The sequence below is a fragment of the Streptomyces sp. 3211.6 genome (assembly GCF_003634815.1).
Lineage (GTDB): Bacteria > Actinomycetota > Actinomycetes > Streptomycetales > Streptomycetaceae > Streptomyces > Streptomyces katrae_A.
The window spans coordinates 6,591,412-6,610,193 of sequence record NZ_RBXC01000001.1; the positions used below are offsets into that span (position 1 = coordinate 6,591,412).

Here is an 18,782-nt window from a genome sequence, read left to right on the forward strand (position 1 = left end):
ACCCGGAAGGCCCTCACCCGTTCAAGATCCCTCAGCCGAGACCTGCATCACCCGTCCACAACCTCCCAGGGCAATACACCTAGATCTGCAGGATCAGGCTCTCCACTTGCTCCAGGGCTGACACGCTGGTCTGCGCAGCATCGCGCGCCTTCACGAGCTTCTCCATCCACGTGATCCGCTCGTCCGCGGGCAGCGGTTCCTCGCCCAGCTGGGTGCGCAGACGGCGGGCCTCCTCGAAATCGGCGAGCAAAGCGTCGGCAGCGGCGACTGCGCTCTGATAGCTTCCCTCGGCCAACTCGACGCGGGCCGGCAGCTCCCTTCGGAGGCTGGCCAGCTGATCGCGCGGGTCCACAGGCGCATATTCGTGCACGGTGGCGCCGGCGTCGGCGGGATCGATGGCCCTGGAAGTCGACGGCCCTCCGCTCGCGCCCCCAGCAGCATGGGTCTGTGTGGCGCGGCCCAACTCCACGGGGAACATCTCGTCAAACCACGCCTTGTCGACGACGAAGGAGGTGGGGCGGCCGTCCATGTCCGGGACGAGCACCATTCCCGGCACGATCGCGGTTCGTGCCGTGTCGTCCCAGTACCGCTCGCCGTAACAGACCGGCCGACCCCCCTCGGGTGTCTCGGGTGGCTCCATCGCATCAGGGTGTGCCAACACAGCCCGCGCGAAAGCAAGGAGCAGCGCCCTGCTGACGTGCGGGGTCTGCTCGGTGTACGCCAGCGTCAGGGCCGCGAGCGCACTGGACGGGGTTCGGCGCACACCCTTGCGACTGTCTCCGGCCTCGCTGCCCTGGCCCGGTGTGATCAGCGGCTCAGGAGCATGCATCAGGTTCGGTGCCATCCGGCGCACCAGTGCGGCCCACGCGGTGGGATCGCCGGCCTCGGCCCCCAGGAACAGGTCCTTCAGCGACCTCGGGTCCTGCCCGGACCCTTCCTTTGCCTCCGGCACTCCGAACAGGCCAAGCGCGGAGAGAATGTTGGCCCGGTGCAGGTACAACTGGGCGATGGCCGCGGACCACAGCCTCGTGCGGGCCTCGGCGGTCTTGGCGCGGATCTGACTCCACGCCGGCTCCTGCAGCGCCCCTTGCACAATCGGCCAGAACCATCCGGTGTCACGGACCTGACGCCTCCCCGTCGACGGTGGAGCGGAAGGAACCTCGGGGAAGACGAGCGCTGTGATGGCCCGGATGGCCACGTCCCGCATCGTGACCGGCGAGACCTCCTCGCCTGGCGGCAGCAGGGAGGCCAGCGGATCGAGCGGCCCATTCGCAGTCAAGGCATCGCGCACGCCCCCCAAGTCGAGCAGTTCCGCCCCCCGCGCGGTGGGGAAGGTGTCGGCGAGCACTGCACCGAGCTGGCCCTCCTTGGCGTACGCGTCGACGAGCGTGGCGAACAGAGCGATCAGCCGTGCGTCTTCGTCGTAGGGCTGGATTCCGCGCAGGTGGTCGTTGACGTTCAGCGCCCGAAGCACGTGCTCCAGCGCCTCCGGCTTGCTGCAGCCGATGACAATCTCCATCGGAACGGTGGCGACCTTGGAGGCGCGCTTGGCCGCGTGCTCGGGTTCTGTCTCCTCCGCAGCACTGGCCTCGTTGAGGCCGGCCGAGACACGGTTGAGGATCTCGCGCTGGTTGAGCAGCAGCAGAGTCGGGTCGTTCTTCTCCTTCGGCAGCGGACACAGAGACTGGGGCATACCGGTGACCAGGTGTTCCGGGCGTAGTCCGAAGATATCGAGGCGGGCCAGCGCCCGGTTGTTGGCGGTCACCGCCACCATCCGCCACAGGCTGGAGGACGTACCGTCGGCAGTCTTGATCTGCCACTGCTGCAGCACGCTCATGCCGCGAGTGAGCTGCCCTGAGGCAACCAGGGACTCAGTGAGGTCGTAGCCTCGAGTCTTGCCTGCGCGCCGCAGGTTGGCCGCAGCGTAACGCTGGATGTGTACCGCCACCTCATACGGTTGCTCCGCGAGCGTCAGGGCTGACATGGGCTGACCGTTGTCGTCTACCGCCTGGACTACGGGGCGGGGCCGACGGTGCCCAAGCGCGGCCAGGAGGGCGTCACGTTCGCGCTTGGCATCCCTCACTTTCCGGGCTGCCTCAGCGAACTTCTCCCCCGCGGCGGCGAGCGCCTCGGCGGCATAGGTCTCGTCGCCGGGTGCGCGGCGGCGGGCGTCGCGCTCCTTTTCGGCGATCCTCTGTTCCTTCTCGGCCTTCTCCAGCGCCGTTTCGGCGGCGATCAGGGCTGAGACGCGTTGCGTTGCCTCCGGACTGGGCGGTGTCCAGGAGCTGACCGTACGGTCATTGAGGTCCCACGGCACCACGGCAGCACCGTGGACGTCACAGATGAGGAGGAGGACCGTGTCGGCGCCCGCCTGCACCGGCCGACACGTGTTGGGGCGCAGGACCTTCTTCCCTCCTACGGTGGCCACGATCTTCTTGATCTCAGTGTCGCCGAGGGCGGTGGCGAGGCCCTCGGTGATCGCAATACGCGGGGGCGGGACCACGCCGTGCTGCTCGCAGGTGTTCTCGACCGCGTCAGCCAGGTGCTTAGCCCAGGTATCGGTGCCGATGTATGGGTAAACGCCATCGGGTCGTTTGTAGGCCACGGGACTGTCGCCTTTCCCCGGCAGGCGCCGGGCGAAAAGCACGCTCTGCCTCTGCGGGAGCGTGACACGCGCCCGAAGGCCAAAGCCTCGCGCCAGCGGGATGCAGGCCGCTCACCGTGGGAGTGCGACATGTTCCGCTCCGTACGATCCGACTGCCGGCGCCCGTAGAAGGATCGGCCCGAACAGCACCCCGTATGGTGCCTGGGCATCTCGCGACTTGCTCCTGCTCCGCCGTCGGCGGCATGAGGCGGACGACGGTGACGAACCACCGACGTGCAGAGGGGAATCTGCCACCAGAAGGAGGGCTGAGCGGCCAGGATCCGTATGCGCTCACCCCATCGGGTGATCTTCTTGGCGAATCACCTCATTGGGAGGCGCATTGGGAAATAATCCGGCCTCCCCATTGTCCGTCGAGGAGGTGGGAACGCTCTTTGCCGGCTCCGGGGCGGCGAGCGGAGATCAGCCGGGACAGAAGCGGCCGTCGCACGAGTTGGCGTGCACGTCCGCTCGGTCATAGGCCAGGCAGGCACTTGGGGCGCCACATACCCGAGCGCCCTACCGCGCCGCTGCCCACCGGCTGCACTACACCGCAGGGCAGCTCGACGACGAGCGCAGGTCCCGTGTCCCCGTCGACCCGGGTGCCCTCATCAAGCAGCTGGACGGGCTCGCGGACGGGGAGCCCGGCGGGCATGCAGAGGGCCGTGAGGCCCTGGGACGGTGCCGGGGCGGGTTGACCGGCAAGCTCCATCTGCTGGCGGATCACCGCCGCCGGCCCGGCCGCTTGAGCGTTCGGGGTCGGTGTCAGCGGCGGCCGATGATCCCCGCGAACAGTGCCAGGGAGACGGTGCCGGACTTCTTGGCAGCCGCGCCGACGGCGCCCCAGCTGCCGATGGACTGCCCGTAGTTGGCCGTCAGAGCGGCACCCGTGGCTGCGGTCTTCGGGTCGGACATGTCCGTGCCGGAGGCCAGTTCCACCACCAGGGGGACCTGGGTGGAGAGGTTGACCGAGCCCTGAAGGACCTTGCCCGCGATCTTTCCGGAGGTGGCGGAGCCGCTGACGACCTTGGCGCCCTTGGTGCCGATGTAGTTGAAGACGGCCGAGGCATCGGAGGCGGCGGAGCCGCCGGTGGTGGCGAGGAAGGTGCGGCCGGCGGTCTTGGAGACGACGCTGGCCTTGGAGACCGCGTTGCCGGCGGTGCCGATCGTCTTCATGGCGGCTCGGCCGGCCTTCAGGCTCTTGGCGACCGCACCGATCCCGGGGAGGGCCGCGAGGGCGTCGGCGCCGAGACCGGCGAACGTCGTGGCGTCCCAGTCGCCCTTGATGGACGCGTCCACCGTGTGCGCTCCGAGCGAGGCGACAGCGGTGACGACGGCGATCGGCCCCGCGATCGGGGTGAAGACCGGGATGAGGGCCAGAACGCCGGAGACCGCGGAGACGATGCCCAGAATGTCACCGAACAGCGACCAGAATCCGCCGCCCTGCTCGGCGGCCGCCTTGCGCGCGGCCTCGGCCTTGAGCCACTCGAACTCCTGGCCCCGCGTCGTGATGATGCGGGTGAATTCGCGGTCGGTGAGCAGGGCCTGGAGCTGGAACTCGGCCTGGAGGGCGATGGCGGTGTCGATGAGGTCGTAGAGGTAGCCGTCGGGGATCCGGTCCCGGGCGTAGCCGTTGTCCTTGAGCCGCCAGTAGTTCCCGGTGAAGCTCATGCCTCCCATGGCGAGGGAGTAGTTGGGGCCGGTGTTGCGGGCGATCTCCGGGTGCATGAACGACATCACGCCCTGCACCGAAAAGCGCAGCCACTCCAGGTCGCTGCTTGAGGGCGGGAAGGGCGATTCCGCGGACGGTGCCCACTCCTGGAGCTGCGTGTACTGCTTCTCCAGGTCGTCCTGGAGGGACTGCGTGAAGGCTTCGGCCTGGCGGGCCGCTTCCGGGTTTGACTCCAGGTAGGCCCGGTACTCCTCGTCCAGGCGCCGCAGGGCGGAGAGGATCTGGTTCTCCTGGAAGACGAACATCCGCAGCAGCTGGTCGATCTTGTACCGGTCGGCGTCGGTGAGCGTGTTCGGGTCCCAGCCCCAGATCCTCAGGGCGTCCCGCTCGTTGCCGGTGTACATGTTGAGTTCGGAGTGGATGGCGCCGACGTACTTGTCGCTGCCCGGGTCGAAGCCGAGGCTGTAGAGCTGCTCGCTGATCTGGTACGAGATGCGCATCGCGGGCTGATCCCTTCTCAGGCGGCTTCGGCGAAGACGATGGTCCGGCAGACCTGGGCGAGGATCTCGACGCAGTCCTCCCACTCGGCGGTGTTCTCCGTGGCGATGGCGAAGTCCGCCATCGCCAGCCGGCCCGGGATGGGCACGAAGACGTGGAGCTGGCGCACGACGGTGGCGCCACCTCCCTCGCCCAGGAGGTTCACCGGCCGCTCCACCTTCCTCTCCTCGGTGAGCAGCACCGCCGGCCCGGCTTCGAGGCGGACGACACCCACCTCGGCATCCGGGTAAAGGGCGCCCATGGTGCGAGCCAGACGGTGCACGGTCAGCTCGTTCGACAGCTCACTGGGGCGCGCGGTCACCGTCAGCGTCACGGACGACAGCCGCTTCTCCGGTTCCTCGCGCGTCGGCCCGGAGAGCAGGGTGCCCGCGTAGACGGCGCCCGCCGCGCTGAGCATCTCGTACATCGACTGCTGCGCCAGGACGGCGTGCGCGATTTCCGCCTCCGACGGCTGCGGGTCGACCATGTTCAGCCGGTCGATCAGCCGGTTGGTGTTCACCTCCGCGGATACCGCGAAGTCGATGTCCTGAAAATCCTCCGGAACTCCGAAGCTCAGCGGCAGATCGATCGTGGCGTCGGGTACGGGCACACTCCAGGGAGACTGGGGGAAAGGGCAGGACGTGCAGGAGCCGTCACGGGCACGATCACGGATCGTGCCCGGCTGCGCCATCCTCCGGAACTCTCCGAACACCCGACAAGACGGCCAATCAAGCCAAGGGTGACGAACGGCTCGTTTTGCGCGGCGGTGGGGGCCCGGCCCTCGGGGGGGTCGGAGGGCCGGGTGGGTGTCAGGTGTCCATGCCGAAGTAGTGGCCGAAGTAGTCGATGATCTCGGCGCTGTGGGGCAGCAGTTCGGGCAACTGGGCGGCCAGGGTCTCGCGGGTGGCCGTGGCCAGGGCGGTGGCGCTCGTGGCGGCGGGGCGGACGTACGGTTCGAGGCGCCTGATCAGCTCGTAGATGACCCGGCCCCCTCCCGCCTCGGGGTTGACCCAGGCCTCCAGGGTCAGGTCGCCGCTCGGGGCGACCGCCTGCTGCTTGCCCGCGGGCAGCGTCAGGTACTGGTCCTTGCCGTCGAACAGGAAGGCCCGGCCGCCAGTCGCGGAGTCCGCCTCGCCCAGGGCATCAGATGGCTGGACCTCGCCGTCCAAGGCGGCCGGCCACCGCCGCACGGGCCGGCCCCCGGGGGCCTGGCGCGACGCGGCGGCGGAGACCGTCAGACCCCTGCGGCGACCGCGGTCCCGAGCGCCAGGAGTACCAGCCCGGTGACCACGCGCAGCCCCCGCTGCACGGCCGGCCGGGTCATCAGGGCCCGGCCGCGGCTGACGCCCCAGGTGAACAGCAGGTACCAGCAGGCGTTCACGAACGCCCATACGGCGCCCAGCAGTGCGATCGAGGCGAAGGCGGGCCCGTGCGCGGTGACGAACTGCGGTAGTACCGAGACCGCGAAGACACCTGCTTTCGGGTTGCCCAGGTTCGTCGCGAGACCCGTGCCGAAGGCGCCCCAGCTGCCTGTGCGCGGGCCGTCCCGTCCCGGTGGTGCCGGGCCGCCGCGCTGCGCCCGGAGCGTGTTGACCCCCAGGACGACGAGCACCAGGCCGCCGGCGATCCGTACGACGGTGTAGACGCCGGGGTTGGTCAGCAGCAGCGTGGACAGGCCCGCCGCCGCCGACAGGGACCAGACGAGCAGTCCCACCGCGTTGCCGACGATGGTCGCCCGCGCGGCGCCCAGCCCGCCCTCCAGGGTCTGCCGCATCATCATCGCCTGTCCGGCGCCCGGCAGCATCGCCAGGAGCCAGGTGGTCAGGACGAAGAGCGGCAGCTGCGTGGGCATTACGGCCGCCTGACGCGGGCGGCGGCGGGTAATGCGTGGGTGTTGTCCATGAGCGGTTCCTTCCTTCGGTGAAGTCCGGGACGTCGTCGGAGGCGTCACGCGGAGGCTACGCGGCGGTGATCGCAGGACCGTCGGAGTCCGCCTCGTGCGAGCGGCGGCCGCACTCCGCCTCGCGGTCCCGGCCGTTTCTCGACCGGGAATCCGTTGCCCGTGAAGGTCCCCTCTGCTTATCGGAGAGGGAATTTCCCGTGAAGGGACCTTCTTCGCGGTGGTCACGATCGGCTCCGGCCGGGCCCGGTCCGCACGTATGCGCACGTGAGCGGCGTGCGGTAGTCGATCCCGCACCGACGTGGAGACCATACAAGGATCGACGCCACTCACGGGGCGGCATCTTGGGCTTTCCCAGAAGCAGTGAAAGTGCCTCTTCCGTTGCCTCTCCCGCAGTTCGGCCCCGGGGTAGCTTGAAGACCCCTGAGCGACTTTCCTATGGGTTAGGGAGTTCCCATGACCGGCGTCTTGCAAGAAACCGTCGACCGTAATATTCCGGCTGCGGCCGAGATTCTTGACTGCACGCTCCGGGACGGCAGCTATTCCGTGGACTTCAGGTTCACGGAGGAGACCATCCGAGCCGTCCTGACCGGCCTGGAGAACGCGGGACTGGGGCTGATCGAAATGGGTCACGGCCTCGGTCTCAACGCCGGCGAGGCGCTTTCCCGCCCCAGCCTCGTCGGTGACGAACGCTGCTTCGCCGTCGCCGCCGAGACGCTGCGCCGGACGGCCTGGGGGATGTTCTGCATTCCCGGTCTCGCCGAGCCGGACCACCTCGTGCGCGCCGCCGACGCCGGAATGGGATTCGTGCGCATCGGCGTGGACATCACCGACGTGTCCCCGGCCGGGCACTTCGTCGAGCTGGCGAAGGAACTGGGCCTGCGCACGTTCGTGAACCTGATGAAGACCAACGTCCTCGACGAGGACGGGGTCGTGGCGGCGGTCCGGCGCTGCGCCGGCTTCGGGGCCGACAGCGTCTACCTGGTCGACTCCGTCGGCGGATTCCTGCCGCACGAGGTCGAGGAACTGTTCCGCCGGGTCGGCGCCGAGGTGGCCGTTCCGCTCGGCTTCCACGGCCACGACAACCTCGGGCTCGCCAATGCCAACGCACTGGCCGCCGCGACGGGCGGGGCGCGGTACGTGGACGCCACGCTCGACGGCATCGGGCGCGGTGCGGGCAACACCGTGACCGAGGCCTTCGCCGCGATCCTGACCCGGCACCGGGCCGGCGCCGCCTACGACTACCGGGCGCTGGCCCAGCTGAGCGAGACCGTCGTGCGCCCGCTCCCGCGGCTGCACGACGACCGGACCTTCCAGGTGCTCGGCGGGCTGACGCAGACCCACTCCAGCTTCTTCCCGCTGATCACGCGCTGCGCCGAGGCGGCCGACGTCGACGTCTTCGAGCTGATGACCGCCGTCGCGGAGGTGGAGCGCGTCCGTCCGACGGAGCAGCTGGTCAAGGAGCTGGCCGTCGCCCTGCGGCCCTGAACCCCCGGCGGGCCGGCCGCCGCGGGGCGGCGCTCCGGGGGCGGCTCGCCCGCCGCGCGTCCGCATGACATGCCTCACACGAAATGTCCGCACCATCCCGCCGGAAGCGGAGGGTTCACGCCACCGTGGCGGTAAACGCCAGGACCGATACCGGGATCATGCGGCTATACGAGGCATTCCCTTCCGACCGGGACGGCGGTACGAGGCACTTGCCTGCCGTCACAAGTGCCGATATGCCTCCAACCGGAACTCAACGCTTGATCGCACGAGGTTCCGTGGTTCAACCGACTCCAGTTAGGGTCGGGCCAGTCGGTACGCCGACTGATCCGCCGATATGTACCGATCCGGCTGACGGGGGCCAGGGGAATTCCCTACAGGGAATGGCTGCCGGCTGCGTACGGCACCGTCACTCCCCTCATGTGGCGGCGTGCGCGCGTATTCATATCTGGAGTAATTGAAGATGATGAACTGGGCGAATGTCGAGGACTTCGGAGTCCAGCTCCAGCGCTATCGGAAGCGAGCTCAGCTGAGCCAGAAGACCTTGGCCGACCTTTCCACGGTCAGCGTGCGGGCGGTGCGCAACCTGGAGCTCGGGCGGGTGGCCGCCCCGCGCCGGGAGACCGTACGGCTCCTCGCGGACGCGCTGGCGCTGACCACCGACGAACGGCTCTCCTTCGAACTCTCGGCGGGCGGCGAGGTCGACGAGGTGCTCTTCGAGGCCCTCGGCCTGCCGATCAGCGTCCTGGCCCGTCCCCTCGTCGGACGTGGCCGCGAACTCGACTCCCTCACCCGGCAGTTGCTGGACGACCAGCAGCGCATCACGGTCCTGTCCGGGTTCCCGGGCGTCGGCAAGACGCATCTGGCGGCCGCCGCGGCGGGTGCCGTCGAGGCGACGGGCTCCGCGGCGGTCCTCTGGGTCCGGCTACAGGAGGACTTCGACCGCGGCCCGCTGCAGGCCGCCATCGCCGACCTGCTCGTCGGCGAGGGCGCGGGCGTCAGCAGGCTCGCCCGGCAGATCGGCGACCGCGCCTCGCTGCTCGTCCTCGACGGCAACGACCACGGCCAGGTCCGTCGCGAGACCGTGTGGACCCTCATCCGCGAGTGCCCGCGCCTGAGCGTCCTGGAGACCGCCCGCGTCCCCCACGGCGTCTCGGACCACCACAGGTTCCTGGTGTCCCCCCTCGCCACCCGGCGCGCGGAGCCGCCGCAGGTCCCTCCCGCGCACGCGCCGGCCCTGGACTTCCTCCTGCGGCGCCTGGCCGACCTGCGGCCCGGCTTCCAGGCCGGCGAAGGCGAACTGCGCAAGCTCGCGGAGATCTGCGCCCGGCTGGACGGCCTGCCCAGCGCCCTCGAGTCCGCCGCCTCCTGGGCCACCGTGATATCCACCGACGAACTGCTGACCATGGCCCGGGAGGAACCGGAGGCCCTGGCCAGCCACCCCGCGATGCGGACCGACCCCGTGGCTGCGGCACAGGACGTACTCGCCCAGCAGACCCCCGTCATCCAGGACCTGGCCCTGCGGCTCGCAGGCCGGTCCGAAGGCTGGACCGTCGACCAGGTCGTCCGGCGGTCCGGGCTGCCCAGGGCGCAGGCGGCCCTCGCCCTCCAGTCACTGCTGCACGCCGGCCTGATCGCCGAGGTCCCCTCGAAGCCGGGCGGTCCCGTCCGCTTCACCCTCCTCAATCTCGTCCGGGCCGCGACGCGGGGCCGCTCCCCGCTCGCCCCCAGGCTCGCGCTGCGCGCGAGCTGACCCACCTTTCGCCATCTGTTCCTGGAAACGGAGTACCCATGCGCCTTTGCACCCTGACCGTGGACGGCCGGGAGGACGTCGGCATCGCGGTCGACGGCGGGATCGTCCGGCTCAGCGTCCTCGCCGAGCTGACCGGGACCGCGCTCGGTCCGACCCTCTTCGACATCGTCGTCGGCGACCAGCTGGGCAGCATCCGGGAGGCCCTGGCCGACCCGCCGGCCAGGGCCAAGGCCGTCCACTCCGCCGAGGTGGCCTTCGGGCCGATCTACCGCCACCCGCCCAAGCTGTGGGGAGTCGGGCTGAACTTCCGGGGGCACGCCGCCGACCTCGACGTCGAGCAGCCCGTCGGCACCCCCGGCTCGTACCTGCGTCCGAGCAGCTGCGTCATCGGCGACGGCGACGAGATCGTCCTGCCGGCCCAGTCGGACCGCGTCACGGCGGAGGCCGAACTCGGCGTGGTGATCGGCCGGACCTGCCGGGACGTCGCGCCGCAGGACGCGGCCTCCGTCATCTTCGGCTACACGACCATCCTGGACATGACCGCCGAGGACGCGATCCGGGTCAACCCGCGCTACATCCCGTGGTCCAAGGCGTTCGACACGTTCTGCAGCCTCGGCCCGTGGATCGTGACCCCGGACGAGGTCGCGGACCTCTCCTCGATCCGCATCTCCACGGTGGTCAACGGCGATACCATCGCCACCAACCAGGTCTCCGCCATGATGCGCGACCCGTACTGGCAGGTCGCCCACTTCTCCGGCGGCATGACCCTCGACGCCGGATCCGTCCTCTCCACGGGTACGCCCGGGGCCGGGGTCATCCAGGACGGTGACGTCGTCGAGGCCGTGGTCGAGGGGATCGGCACCCTCCGCAACACCGTGCGCCGCGCCGCGCGCTAGGGGGCGCACCCCGAGGGCCGGCCACCCCGGCCGGCCCTCCGCCGCGGTTCCCGGTGTCCGGCCCCGGCGGTACCGCCCGTATCTACAGGCACGGCCGCTCCGATAACATGTTCGGCCTAACAATGATCACGTCGAAACATGAACATCGGCCGAAAAATTGATATCTGCGGTAACGCGAGTGTTCTCCGGAAAAGACGGCGGAACGGAGCCTCCCGTGTGGCGTCGGCCCCGGGTGGTGCTGTGGGCTGCCGCGAGCCTGATCGGCCTGGGGTTCCTCGTCGCCCTGGAGATCGCCTCGCGCCATTACGGCTCCCCGGGGCCGATCACCGCCCAGGCACGCGAGGTGATCTTCCCGCCCCGGTCGGGGACGGTGCTGTACGCCGCCATGACCCTGATGCTCGTGGTGCTCACCTGGCGGCAGCGGTTCATCGCCGTCGGCGCCGCGGTCGGCATCGACCTGGTCTTCTGGCTCGTGCGCTGGGCGGTGGGCGCCCCGACGATGTTCGGCAACGGCGCCCTGATCGTGACCCTGGCCTGCGCCGTCATCGCCGTCACCCGCCGCTCCGGCCGGGAGCGCACCCTGCTGCTGAAGGGCGTCGGACTGGCCCTGCTGCTCGTGACCGGCCGCAAGACCGGCTACACCTGGCTGGACATCACCGCGCAGACCCGCCCGATGGTGCTCGACCAGTACGTGGCGACCGCCGACCACGCGCTCGGCAACCCCTCATGGGTGGCCGGCCGCATCGTGCAGGCCACCGGCGCCGTCGGCGCCCACGTCCTGGACTGGGTGTACATCCAGCTGGCGGTCGGCGCGGTCCTCGTCGCCCTCTACCAGCTGCGCAACGTGGCGTCCGAGCGCCGCTTCCCCAAGCACCACCTGGTGCGCACCTTCCTGGTCGTCGGGCTGCTCGGACCAGGCATCTACATGATCTTCCCGGTGGTCGGCCCGGTCCTCGCCTACGGCGCCGACGGCGGCCAGTGGGCCCTGGCCGACCTCTGGCCGAACACGCCGCCGCCGCTCGGCACCCCGCAGGCGATGCTCTTCGACGGATTCACCCCGCGCAACTGCATGCCGAGCCTGCACACGGCGTGGGCCACCGCGATCTTCATCCATTCGCGGAAGGGCCCGCGGGCCCTGCGGTTCCTCGGTTCCTTCTGGCTGGTCGCCACCCTCGGCGCCACGCTGGGATTCGGCTACCACTACGGCTCGGACATCCTCGCCGGCGTGGTGTTCACGGTCACGATCGAAGCCGCGCTGCGCGCCGTCGACCGGGGCCGGGACCGGCGGGGGCTCCTGCTGGCCGGGTACGGAACGGCCGTGTTCACCGCGCTGCTGCTCTCCTACCGCTACCTGTCGCAGGAGCTGGCCGCGCTGCCGTGGCTGTGCGGGCCGCTGCTCGTCCTGGCGGCGGCCTCGGTGGTCTACGGCTACCTGCGGACCACGAGGCTGTGGGACCGCGAGGCCCCGCAGGCGGCCGTGCCGCAGCCCCGGCGCGAGCCTCAGCCCGAGCTGGTCTGAGCGGCCGGACCGTCCTCGGGGTCTTCCAGCGGCGGGTCCGTCAGCAGGCCGGTCCGCAGGGTCGCGAGGGTCCGGGTGAGCAGCCGGGACACGTGCATCTGCGAGATGCCGAGCCGCTCGCCGATCTGCGACTGGGTGAGCTCCTGGCCGAAGCGCAGGGACAGGATCTCCCGGTCCCGCTCGGGCAGCTCCGCCAGCAGCGGCTTGAGGGACTCCAGGCACTCGATGCGCTCGTAGACCGGCTCCTCCTCGCCCAGCGGGCGCTGGGCCGTACCGGAGTCGGCGTCGTCCTGCGCCGGGGCGTCGAGCGACCGCGAGGCGTACACCTGGGCGGCCCGGCGTCCCTCGGCCAGCTCGGCCTCCGTCAGTCCGAGCCGGTCGGCCAGCTCCGCGTCGGTGGCGCCGCGGCCCAGGTCCTGCTCCAGCTCGTCGGAGGCCTTGGCCAGGTTCAGCCGGAGCTCCTGGAGCCGGCGGGGGACCTTGACGGCCCAGCTGGTGTCGCGGAAGAAGCGTTTGATCTCACCGGTGACGGTGGGCAGCGCGAAGGTGGTGAACTCCACCCCGCGGCTGACGTCGTACCGGTTGATGGCCTTGATCAGGCCGATCGTGCCGACCTGGACGATGTCCTCGAAGGGCTCGCTGCGGCCGCGGAAGCGGCGGGCGGCGTACTTGACGAGGCTGAGGTTCAGCTCGACCAGGGTGTTGCGCACGTACGCGTACTCGGCCGTGCCCTCCTCCAGGGCGTTCAGCCGGCGGAACAGGGACCGCGAGAGGGTCCGGGCGTCGGCGGTGCTGGCCTTGAGCGGTTCGGCGAGCAGGTCCGCCACGGGCTCCCCCAGCGGTGTCGCCGGGTGATCCTGCGGCGGGGCGGTACGGCAGGCGCTCCGCGGGGTTCCGCGGGTGGGGCGGGTGCGGGTCTGCTGGATTCGGGTCATGGAACGGACCTCCGACCCATGTCGGGTTTCATCCCTTTCATACCCGTTCCTCAGAGAACGACCCATCTTGGGCGGGCGCCTCAGGTGACCCGCACCACCACCAGGCTGGTGTCGTCGTCGGTGTCCCCGAGGACCGCCGACATCAGCCGGTCCGCCAGCTCCTCCGCCGGCTCCGGCCGCAGCCGCTCCACCGCCCGGCGCAGCACCTCCAGGCTCTCGTCCAGGCCCACGTGCCGACGCTCGACGAAACCGTCCGTGTACAGCAGCAGGGTGTCGTCGGACCGCAGCTCCGTGACGGTCTCCCCGTACCCGGCCCCCGGCAGCGCGCCGAGCAGGATGTTGTGCATGCCCTCCAGGAAACGGGCCCGGCCGCCGCGCAGCAGCAGCACCGGGGGATGGCCGGCCCCGCACCAGTGCAGCGAGCGGTCCGCCGGGTCGAACAGGGCGCACACCGCCGTCGCCGTCGGCTGCCCGGGCGTGCGCAGGGCCACCTCGTTCAGCCACTCCATCAGCCGGCCCGGGGTGTTCCCGGTGAAGGCCAGGCCGTGCAGTGCCCCGCGCAGGGCGATCATGGCCGTGGCGGAGTCGATGCCGTGCCCGGCGATGTCCCCCACCGTGACCAGCACCTTCCCGTCCGGCAGCGACTGCACGTCGTACCAGTCACCGCCCACCCGGTACTCCGCGGCCGCCGGCCGGTAGCGGGCCGCCACCCGCAGACCGGGCGGGTTCTCCAGGGCCGGGGCCTCCGGGACGATGGCGTGCTGGAGGCCCAGCACCAGGTGGTCGCGCAGCTCGGCCTCGATCCGCGCGGCCGACAGCTGGTCGTACGTGGCGGTCAGCGCCACCTCCGTGTGGTGCTGCGCCGACACGTCCTGGAACACCCCGACGATCCCGGTCAGCGCGCTGCCCGTCAGCACCGGCTCGGCCGCCACCCGCACCCGGCGCACCCCGCCCCCCGGCCGCACCGCCCGCACCAGGACCTGCCCGCCCGCGTGCCGGTCGGTCAGGGAGGCCAGCAGGCCCTCCAGCCGTGCCCTGTCCTGCGGGTGCAGCCGCGCGCCCAGGTTGCGCAGGGGCACGGCCGGATCCTCCGGGTGCAGCCCGAAGACCGGGTACGCGTGCGCGCTCCACACGGTCGTACCGGCCGCGAGGTCCTCCTCGAACACCGCCAGCTGCTCCAGCCGCGCCAGCGCCCGGGTCAACGGCGGCCCGCGCCGGTCGTCGGCGTGCCACATCACCGCCGTGCGCCCGCCGCCCAGCGGAAGCACCCGCACCTCGGCCATCGCGTGCTCGGCCGCCGCCGTCCCGGCCTTCGCGGGCCTGGCGTTCGGGGGAGCGGCCGGCAGGACGGGGGCGTACTGCGGGGCACCGGTGGCGTTCGCCCGCGCGAGCAGCCCGACCAGTTCCTCGTACACGGAGGGGAAGAGCTGCGCGACCGGCCGCCCGACGGGCGCGGGGAGGCTGCCGAGGTCGCGCACGGCGGCGGGGTTGAGGTAGTCCACGGTGTGCGCCCGGCCGAAGCCCACGGCCTGGCCCCCGGCCGGGACCGTCACGCTGACGAGCATCGCCGGCATCACGAGCTCGGAGAGGACGGCGGTCAGCCGGGGCGGCGCGGCCGGGCCGTGGTCCCTGAGGTCCAGCACCTGCCCGGCCGGGCGGCACAGGGCCGCGACGGTGGCGCGCACCGTGTCGTCGAGGCCCCGGGGTCCGGGCCAGACGACCAGGGCGAGCCCCGCGCTCTGGCCGGACCGGTGGAGCGGGACCAGCCCACGGGCCGCCTCGGCCCGGGGACCGGGCAGCCGGCCCTCCGCCCCCGGGCCGTCCGGGAACCAGGTGGGCAGGCCCATCGTGAGCGTGCGGTGCAGCGGTCCTTCGGTCTCGGGCGGGACCCAGCGCCAGTGCGTGGCCTCCAGCGGGGGCGCTCCGGCATGCCCGGCCAGTTCCAGGCAGTCGGTCTCGGTCCGCCGCCACAGATAGACGGACTCGATGCCGAGTCGCCGCAGGCCGCCCTCCAGCAGGGCCGAGGCCGCGGCGTCGGCGGTGTCGGAGGTCAGCACCGCGGTGGTGCCCCGGCGGATCCGGCGGGCCTCGGCCGTCGGCACCGCCACCTCCGCCGCCCCCGGGCCGGAACCGTGGACGGCGTCCGGGCCGATCGCCGCGTTGACGATGTCCGCCGCGAGGTCGGTGGCGCTCAGCCCCGTCGACACGGCCAGTCTGAGCAGGTGGTCGTTCGCCTCGGCGGGCGGCACCGACAGCTGGGCCATCAGCACCCCGCAGGCCAGGTCCAGGAGACTGCGCCGGGCCCGGTCGGCGTGCAGGGCGGCCACCTCGGCCGTCAGGTCCGCGACGGTCGAGGCGAGTCCGCTCTCGGGCTGGGCCATGAGGCTTCCTCAGCGGGGTGTCAGCCAGGTGCGCAGGGCGGTGAGCAGCCGGTCGGGGGCCACCGGTTTGACCACGTAGTCGGACGCCCCGGCCGCCAGGGCCTCCGTCCGGTCGCCCGGCATCGCCTTCGCGGTCACCACCACCACGGGCAGCTCCGCCAGCCGGGGCATGGCCCGGATGGCCCGGGTGGTGGCGTAGCCGTCGAGGCCGGCCATCATCAGGTCCATCACCACCAGGTCGACCTCCGGGTGCGCGGCCAGCATCCGGATCGCGGCCTCGCCGTTGTCGCAGGTCAGTACCTGCATGCCCGCGGACTTCAGCACCTCGGTGAGGGCGTAGACGTTGCGGGTGTCGTCGTCGACGACGAGCACCGTCCGGTCCCGCAGGCCCTCGTCGTCCACCGGCGCGGCGAGCGCGGCGGCAATGGCATCGTCCTGCTCCTCCTCGCTCCCGGCCGGCGCCGGCCGGGCCTGCGTCCTGCCGTCGTGCTCCGGCAGGTAGAGGGTGAAGCAGCTGCCCTGGCCCAGCGTGCTCTCGGCGGTGAGGGTCCCGCCGAGCAGTTTGGAGACCTCGCGGCTGATGGACAGGCCCAGGCCGGTGCCGCCGTACGCCCGGTCGGTCCCGCTGTCGCCCTGCTGGAACGCGTCGAAGACGGACTCGAGCTGTTCGGCGGGGATGCCGATGCCGGTGTCGATGACCCGGAAGGCGAGGACCGGCCCCGCCCCGCGCAGCGGTTCGGGCACCTCCTGCGGGGCGGTCTGCTGGACGCGCAGGGCGACCCCGCCGGTGTGGGTGAACTTCAGGGCGTTGGAGACCAGGTTGCGCAGCACCTGGCGCAGCCGGGCCTCGTCGGTGACCAGCCCCTCGCCCGCCGACGGCGCCCCGCTCACGGTGAACTCCAGGCCCCGCTCGTCCGCGACGGGCCGGAAGGTGACGTCCACGTAGTCCAGGACCCGCTGGAGGGACACCGGCTCCGGGTGCACGTCCATCCGCCCGGCCTCCACCTTCGACAGGTCGAGGATGTCGTTGATCAGCTGGAGCAGGTCGGAGCCGGCCGAGTGGATGACGGCCGCGTAGTCGGCCTGCTTCTCGGTCAGGTTGCCCTCGGCGTTCTGCGCCAGGAGCTGGGCGAGGATCAGCAGGCTGTTGAGCGGGGTGCGCAGTTCGTGGCTCATGTTGGCCAGGAACTCCGACTTGTAGAGGGAGGCCCGGGCCAGCTCCTGGGCCCGCTCCTCCAGTTCCTGGCGGGCCTGTTCGATCTGGTGGTTCTTCCGCTCGATGTCCCGGTTGCGGTCGGCCAGCAGGGCCGCCTTGTCCTGGAGTTCGGCGTTGCTGCGCTGGAGTTCGCGCTGGCGGGCCTGGAGTTCGCCGGACCGGGCGCTGAGCTCGGCGGTCAGCAGCTGCGAGCGCTCCAGCAGCTCGTCGGTACGGGCGTTGGCGGTCAGGGAGCTGACGTTGACCCCCAGCAGCTCGGTGAACTGCTCCAGGAAATCTCGGTGCAGGGGAGCGAAGGGGCGCAGGGAGGCGAGTTCCAGGGCGCCGAGCACCTGCCCTTCGAAGACGATGGGCAGCACGATCAGGGTGGTGGGGTCGGCGGAGCCCGTCCCGGTGAGCACCGGTGCGTACCCGGGCGGCAGTTCGTCCACGACGACCACCCGGTGGTCGGCGGCCGCCTGCCCGACCAGGGACTGTCCCACGCGGAAGCGGCGGGGCACGCAGGAGGGGTCGTCGGGCAGCCCGTACGAGGCGATCGCGACGAGTTCCGGTGCCTGGCCCTCGGCCCGGTCGGCGCCCACGGCGCCCTGCGGGCCGTCCTGGGCCAGGAAGAAGCAGCCGTACTGCGCGTGCACCAGGGGCGGCACCTCGCGCATGATCAGCTGGGCCACCGTGGTGAGGTCGCGCCGGCCCTGGATCCCGCCGGAGATCCGCGCGAGCTGGGTCTTGAGCCAGTCCTTCTCCTCGTTGGCCCGGGTGGTGGCGCGCAGCGACTCCACCATGGAGTTGATGTTGTCCTTGAGCGCGCCGACCTCCCCGGGAGCCTCGACGGTGACGGTACGGGTCAGGTCGCCGCGGGCCACGGCGCTGGTGACCTCCGCGATGGCCCGGACCTGGCTGGTGAGGTTCGCCGCGAGCTCGTTGACGTTCTCGGTGAGCCGGCGCCAGGTGCCGGACACGTCCGCCACCTCGGCCTGGCCGCCGAGCCGTCCCTCGCTGCCGACCTCCCGGGCCACCCGGGTCACCTCGGCCGCGAACGACCCCAGCTGGTCGACCATGGTGTTGATGGTGGTCTTGAGCTCCAGGATCTCCCCGCGGGCGTCCACGTCGATCTTGCGGGTGAGGTCGCCCTCGGCGACGGCCGTGGTGACCTGCGCGATGTTGCGGACCTGGTTGGTGAGGTTGTCCGCCATCGAGTTCACGTTGTTGGTGAGGTCCATCCAGGTGCCCGAGACCCCGTGGACGGTCGCCTGGCCGCCCAGGTTGCCCTCCGTGCCGACCTCCCGGGCCACCCGGGTGACCTCCTCCGCGAAGGAGGACAGACGCTCGACCATCGTGTTGATGGTGTCCTTCAGCTCCAGGATCTCCCCGCGCGCGTCGACCCTGATCTTCTGCGTGAGGTCGCCCCTGGCCACCGCCGTGGCCACCTGGGAGATGTTGCGCACCTGCGAGGTCAGGTTGTCCGCCATGCTGTTGACGGCGTCGGTGAGCTCGCGCCACACGCCCCCCACGGGCGGCACCCGCGCCTGCCCGCCGAGCCGGCCCTCCCCGCCGACCTCCTGCGCCACCCGGGTCACCTCGGTGGTCACGAGGGACAGCTGGGCGACCATGCCGTTGAAGACGGCCGCGATGTTTCCGGGCAGGCCGCCGGCGTCCTCCGGAAGCCGGGTGTCCAGATTGCCGTCGCGGACCGCCATCAGGCCCGCGAGCAGCTGTTCCAGCGTTCTGTCTGTCTCGTCCATGGCCAGTCCCGTAGAGGAGCCGTCGCCTCCACTGTGACACGTGAGGCTTCGTCCCGGAGTCCGGCGCCGCCCGCCGCCCGCCGCCCTACTCCGTACCGGTGACGC

General features: G+C 71.3%; 12 protein-coding genes. 4 read left to right on the forward strand and 8 right to left on the reverse strand.

From position 1 onward, the window contains the following. Positions 1-79: 79 nt before the first annotated feature. From BX286_RS30285 to BX286_RS36780, 5 genes are all read right to left on the reverse strand, one after another. The gene (locus BX286_RS30285) at positions 80-2,605 is read right to left on the reverse strand and encodes a hypothetical protein (RefSeq protein WP_079430672.1); all 2,526 of its coding nucleotides are present in this window, start codon (positions 2,603-2,605) and stop codon (positions 80-82) included. A gap of 801 nt (positions 2,606-3,406) precedes the next feature. Next, positions 3,407-4,813, reverse strand: coding sequence for a hypothetical protein (locus BX286_RS30295; RefSeq protein WP_079430674.1), 1,407 nt, complete (start codon positions 4,811-4,813; stop codon positions 3,407-3,409). A 17-nt stretch (positions 4,814-4,830) separates the two neighbouring features. Next, positions 4,831-5,460: a hypothetical protein gene (locus tag BX286_RS30300; RefSeq protein WP_121016894.1), complete on the reverse strand. Its 630-nt coding sequence runs from the start codon at positions 5,458-5,460 to the stop codon at positions 4,831-4,833. A gap of 199 nt (positions 5,461-5,659) precedes the next feature. Next, the gene (locus BX286_RS30305) at positions 5,660-6,019 is read right to left on the reverse strand and encodes a hypothetical protein (RefSeq protein WP_079430676.1); all 360 of its coding nucleotides are present in this window, start codon (positions 6,017-6,019) and stop codon (positions 5,660-5,662) included. 65 nt (positions 6,020-6,084) lie between these two features. Next, on the reverse strand, positions 6,085-6,702 hold the full coding sequence (locus BX286_RS36780) for a LysE family translocator (protein ID WP_159036700.1): 618 nt from the start codon (positions 6,700-6,702) through the stop codon (positions 6,085-6,087). 504 nt (positions 6,703-7,206) lie between these two features. Here BX286_RS36780 and BX286_RS30315 point away from each other — a divergent pair. The 4 genes from BX286_RS30315 to BX286_RS30330 all read left to right on the forward strand — a co-directional run bounded on the left by BX286_RS30315 (position 7,207) and on the right by BX286_RS30330 (position 12,403). Then, on the forward strand, positions 7,207-8,238 hold the full coding sequence (locus BX286_RS30315) for a 4-hydroxy-2-oxovalerate aldolase (protein WP_121016895.1): 1,032 nt from the start codon (positions 7,207-7,209) through the stop codon (positions 8,236-8,238). A 463-nt stretch (positions 8,239-8,701) separates the two neighbouring features. Further along, the gene (locus tag BX286_RS30320) at positions 8,702-9,988 is read left to right on the forward strand and encodes a helix-turn-helix domain-containing protein (protein WP_187344218.1); all 1,287 of its coding nucleotides are present in this window, start codon (positions 8,702-8,704) and stop codon (positions 9,986-9,988) included. A gap of 38 nt (positions 9,989-10,026) precedes the next feature. Then, the gene (locus BX286_RS30325; protein WP_121016900.1) at positions 10,027-10,884 is read left to right on the forward strand and encodes a fumarylacetoacetate hydrolase family protein; all 858 of its coding nucleotides are present in this window, start codon (positions 10,027-10,029) and stop codon (positions 10,882-10,884) included. Positions 10,885-11,098: 214 nt separating this feature from the next. Further along, positions 11,099-12,403, forward strand: a complete 1,305-nt coding sequence (locus tag BX286_RS30330) for a phosphatase PAP2 family protein (RefSeq protein ID WP_261993549.1) — start codon at positions 11,099-11,101, stop codon at positions 12,401-12,403. On the opposite strand, the gene BX286_RS30335 is transcribed toward BX286_RS30330, so the two are convergent. From BX286_RS30335 to BX286_RS30345, 3 genes are all read right to left on the reverse strand, one after another. Further along, entirely contained in the window at positions 12,385-13,338 is a 954-nt protein-coding gene (locus tag BX286_RS30335; RefSeq protein ID WP_121016902.1) for a SigB/SigF/SigG family RNA polymerase sigma factor, read from the reverse strand. The genes BX286_RS30330 and BX286_RS30335 overlap by 19 nt on opposite strands. Before the next feature lie 80 nt (positions 13,339-13,418). Beyond that, positions 13,419-15,719 (reverse strand): SpoIIE family protein phosphatase, encoded by a 2,301-nt coding sequence (locus tag BX286_RS30340; protein WP_100862424.1) that lies wholly within the window; start codon positions 15,717-15,719, stop codon positions 13,419-13,421. Between the two features lie 9 nt (positions 15,720-15,728). Then, positions 15,729-18,677, reverse strand: a complete 2,949-nt coding sequence (locus BX286_RS30345; RefSeq protein WP_121016904.1) for a HAMP domain-containing protein — start codon at positions 18,675-18,677, stop codon at positions 15,729-15,731. Positions 18,678-18,782 lie beyond the last annotated feature (105 nt).

Bases quoted from the DNA above. Each gene is read 5' to 3' on its own strand.
- BX286_RS30295 (WP_079430674.1), bottom strand. From the start codon at position 4,813: ATGCGCATCTCGTACCAGATCAGCGAGCAGCTCTACAGCCTCGGCTTC.
- BX286_RS36780 (WP_159036700.1), bottom strand. From the start codon at position 6,702: ATGCCCACGCAGCTGCCGCTCTTCGTCCTGACCACCTGGCTCCTGGCG.
- BX286_RS30315 (WP_121016895.1), top strand. From the start codon at position 7,207: ATGACCGGCGTCTTGCAAGAAACCGTCGACCGTAATATTCCGGCTGCG.
- BX286_RS30320 (WP_187344218.1), top strand. From the start codon at position 8,702: ATGAACTGGGCGAATGTCGAGGACTTCGGAGTCCAGCTCCAGCGCTAT.
- BX286_RS30325 (WP_121016900.1), top strand. From the start codon at position 10,027: ATGCGCCTTTGCACCCTGACCGTGGACGGCCGGGAGGACGTCGGCATC.
- BX286_RS30335 (WP_121016902.1), bottom strand. From the start codon at position 13,338: ATGACCCGAATCCAGCAGACCCGCACCCGCCCCACCCGCGGAACCCCG.
- BX286_RS30340 (WP_100862424.1), bottom strand. From the start codon at position 15,719: ATGGCCCAGCCCGAGAGCGGACTCGCCTCGACCGTCGCGGACCTGACG.
- BX286_RS30345 (WP_121016904.1), bottom strand. From the start codon at position 18,677: ATGGACGAGACAGACAGAACGCTGGAACAGCTGCTCGCGGGCCTGATG.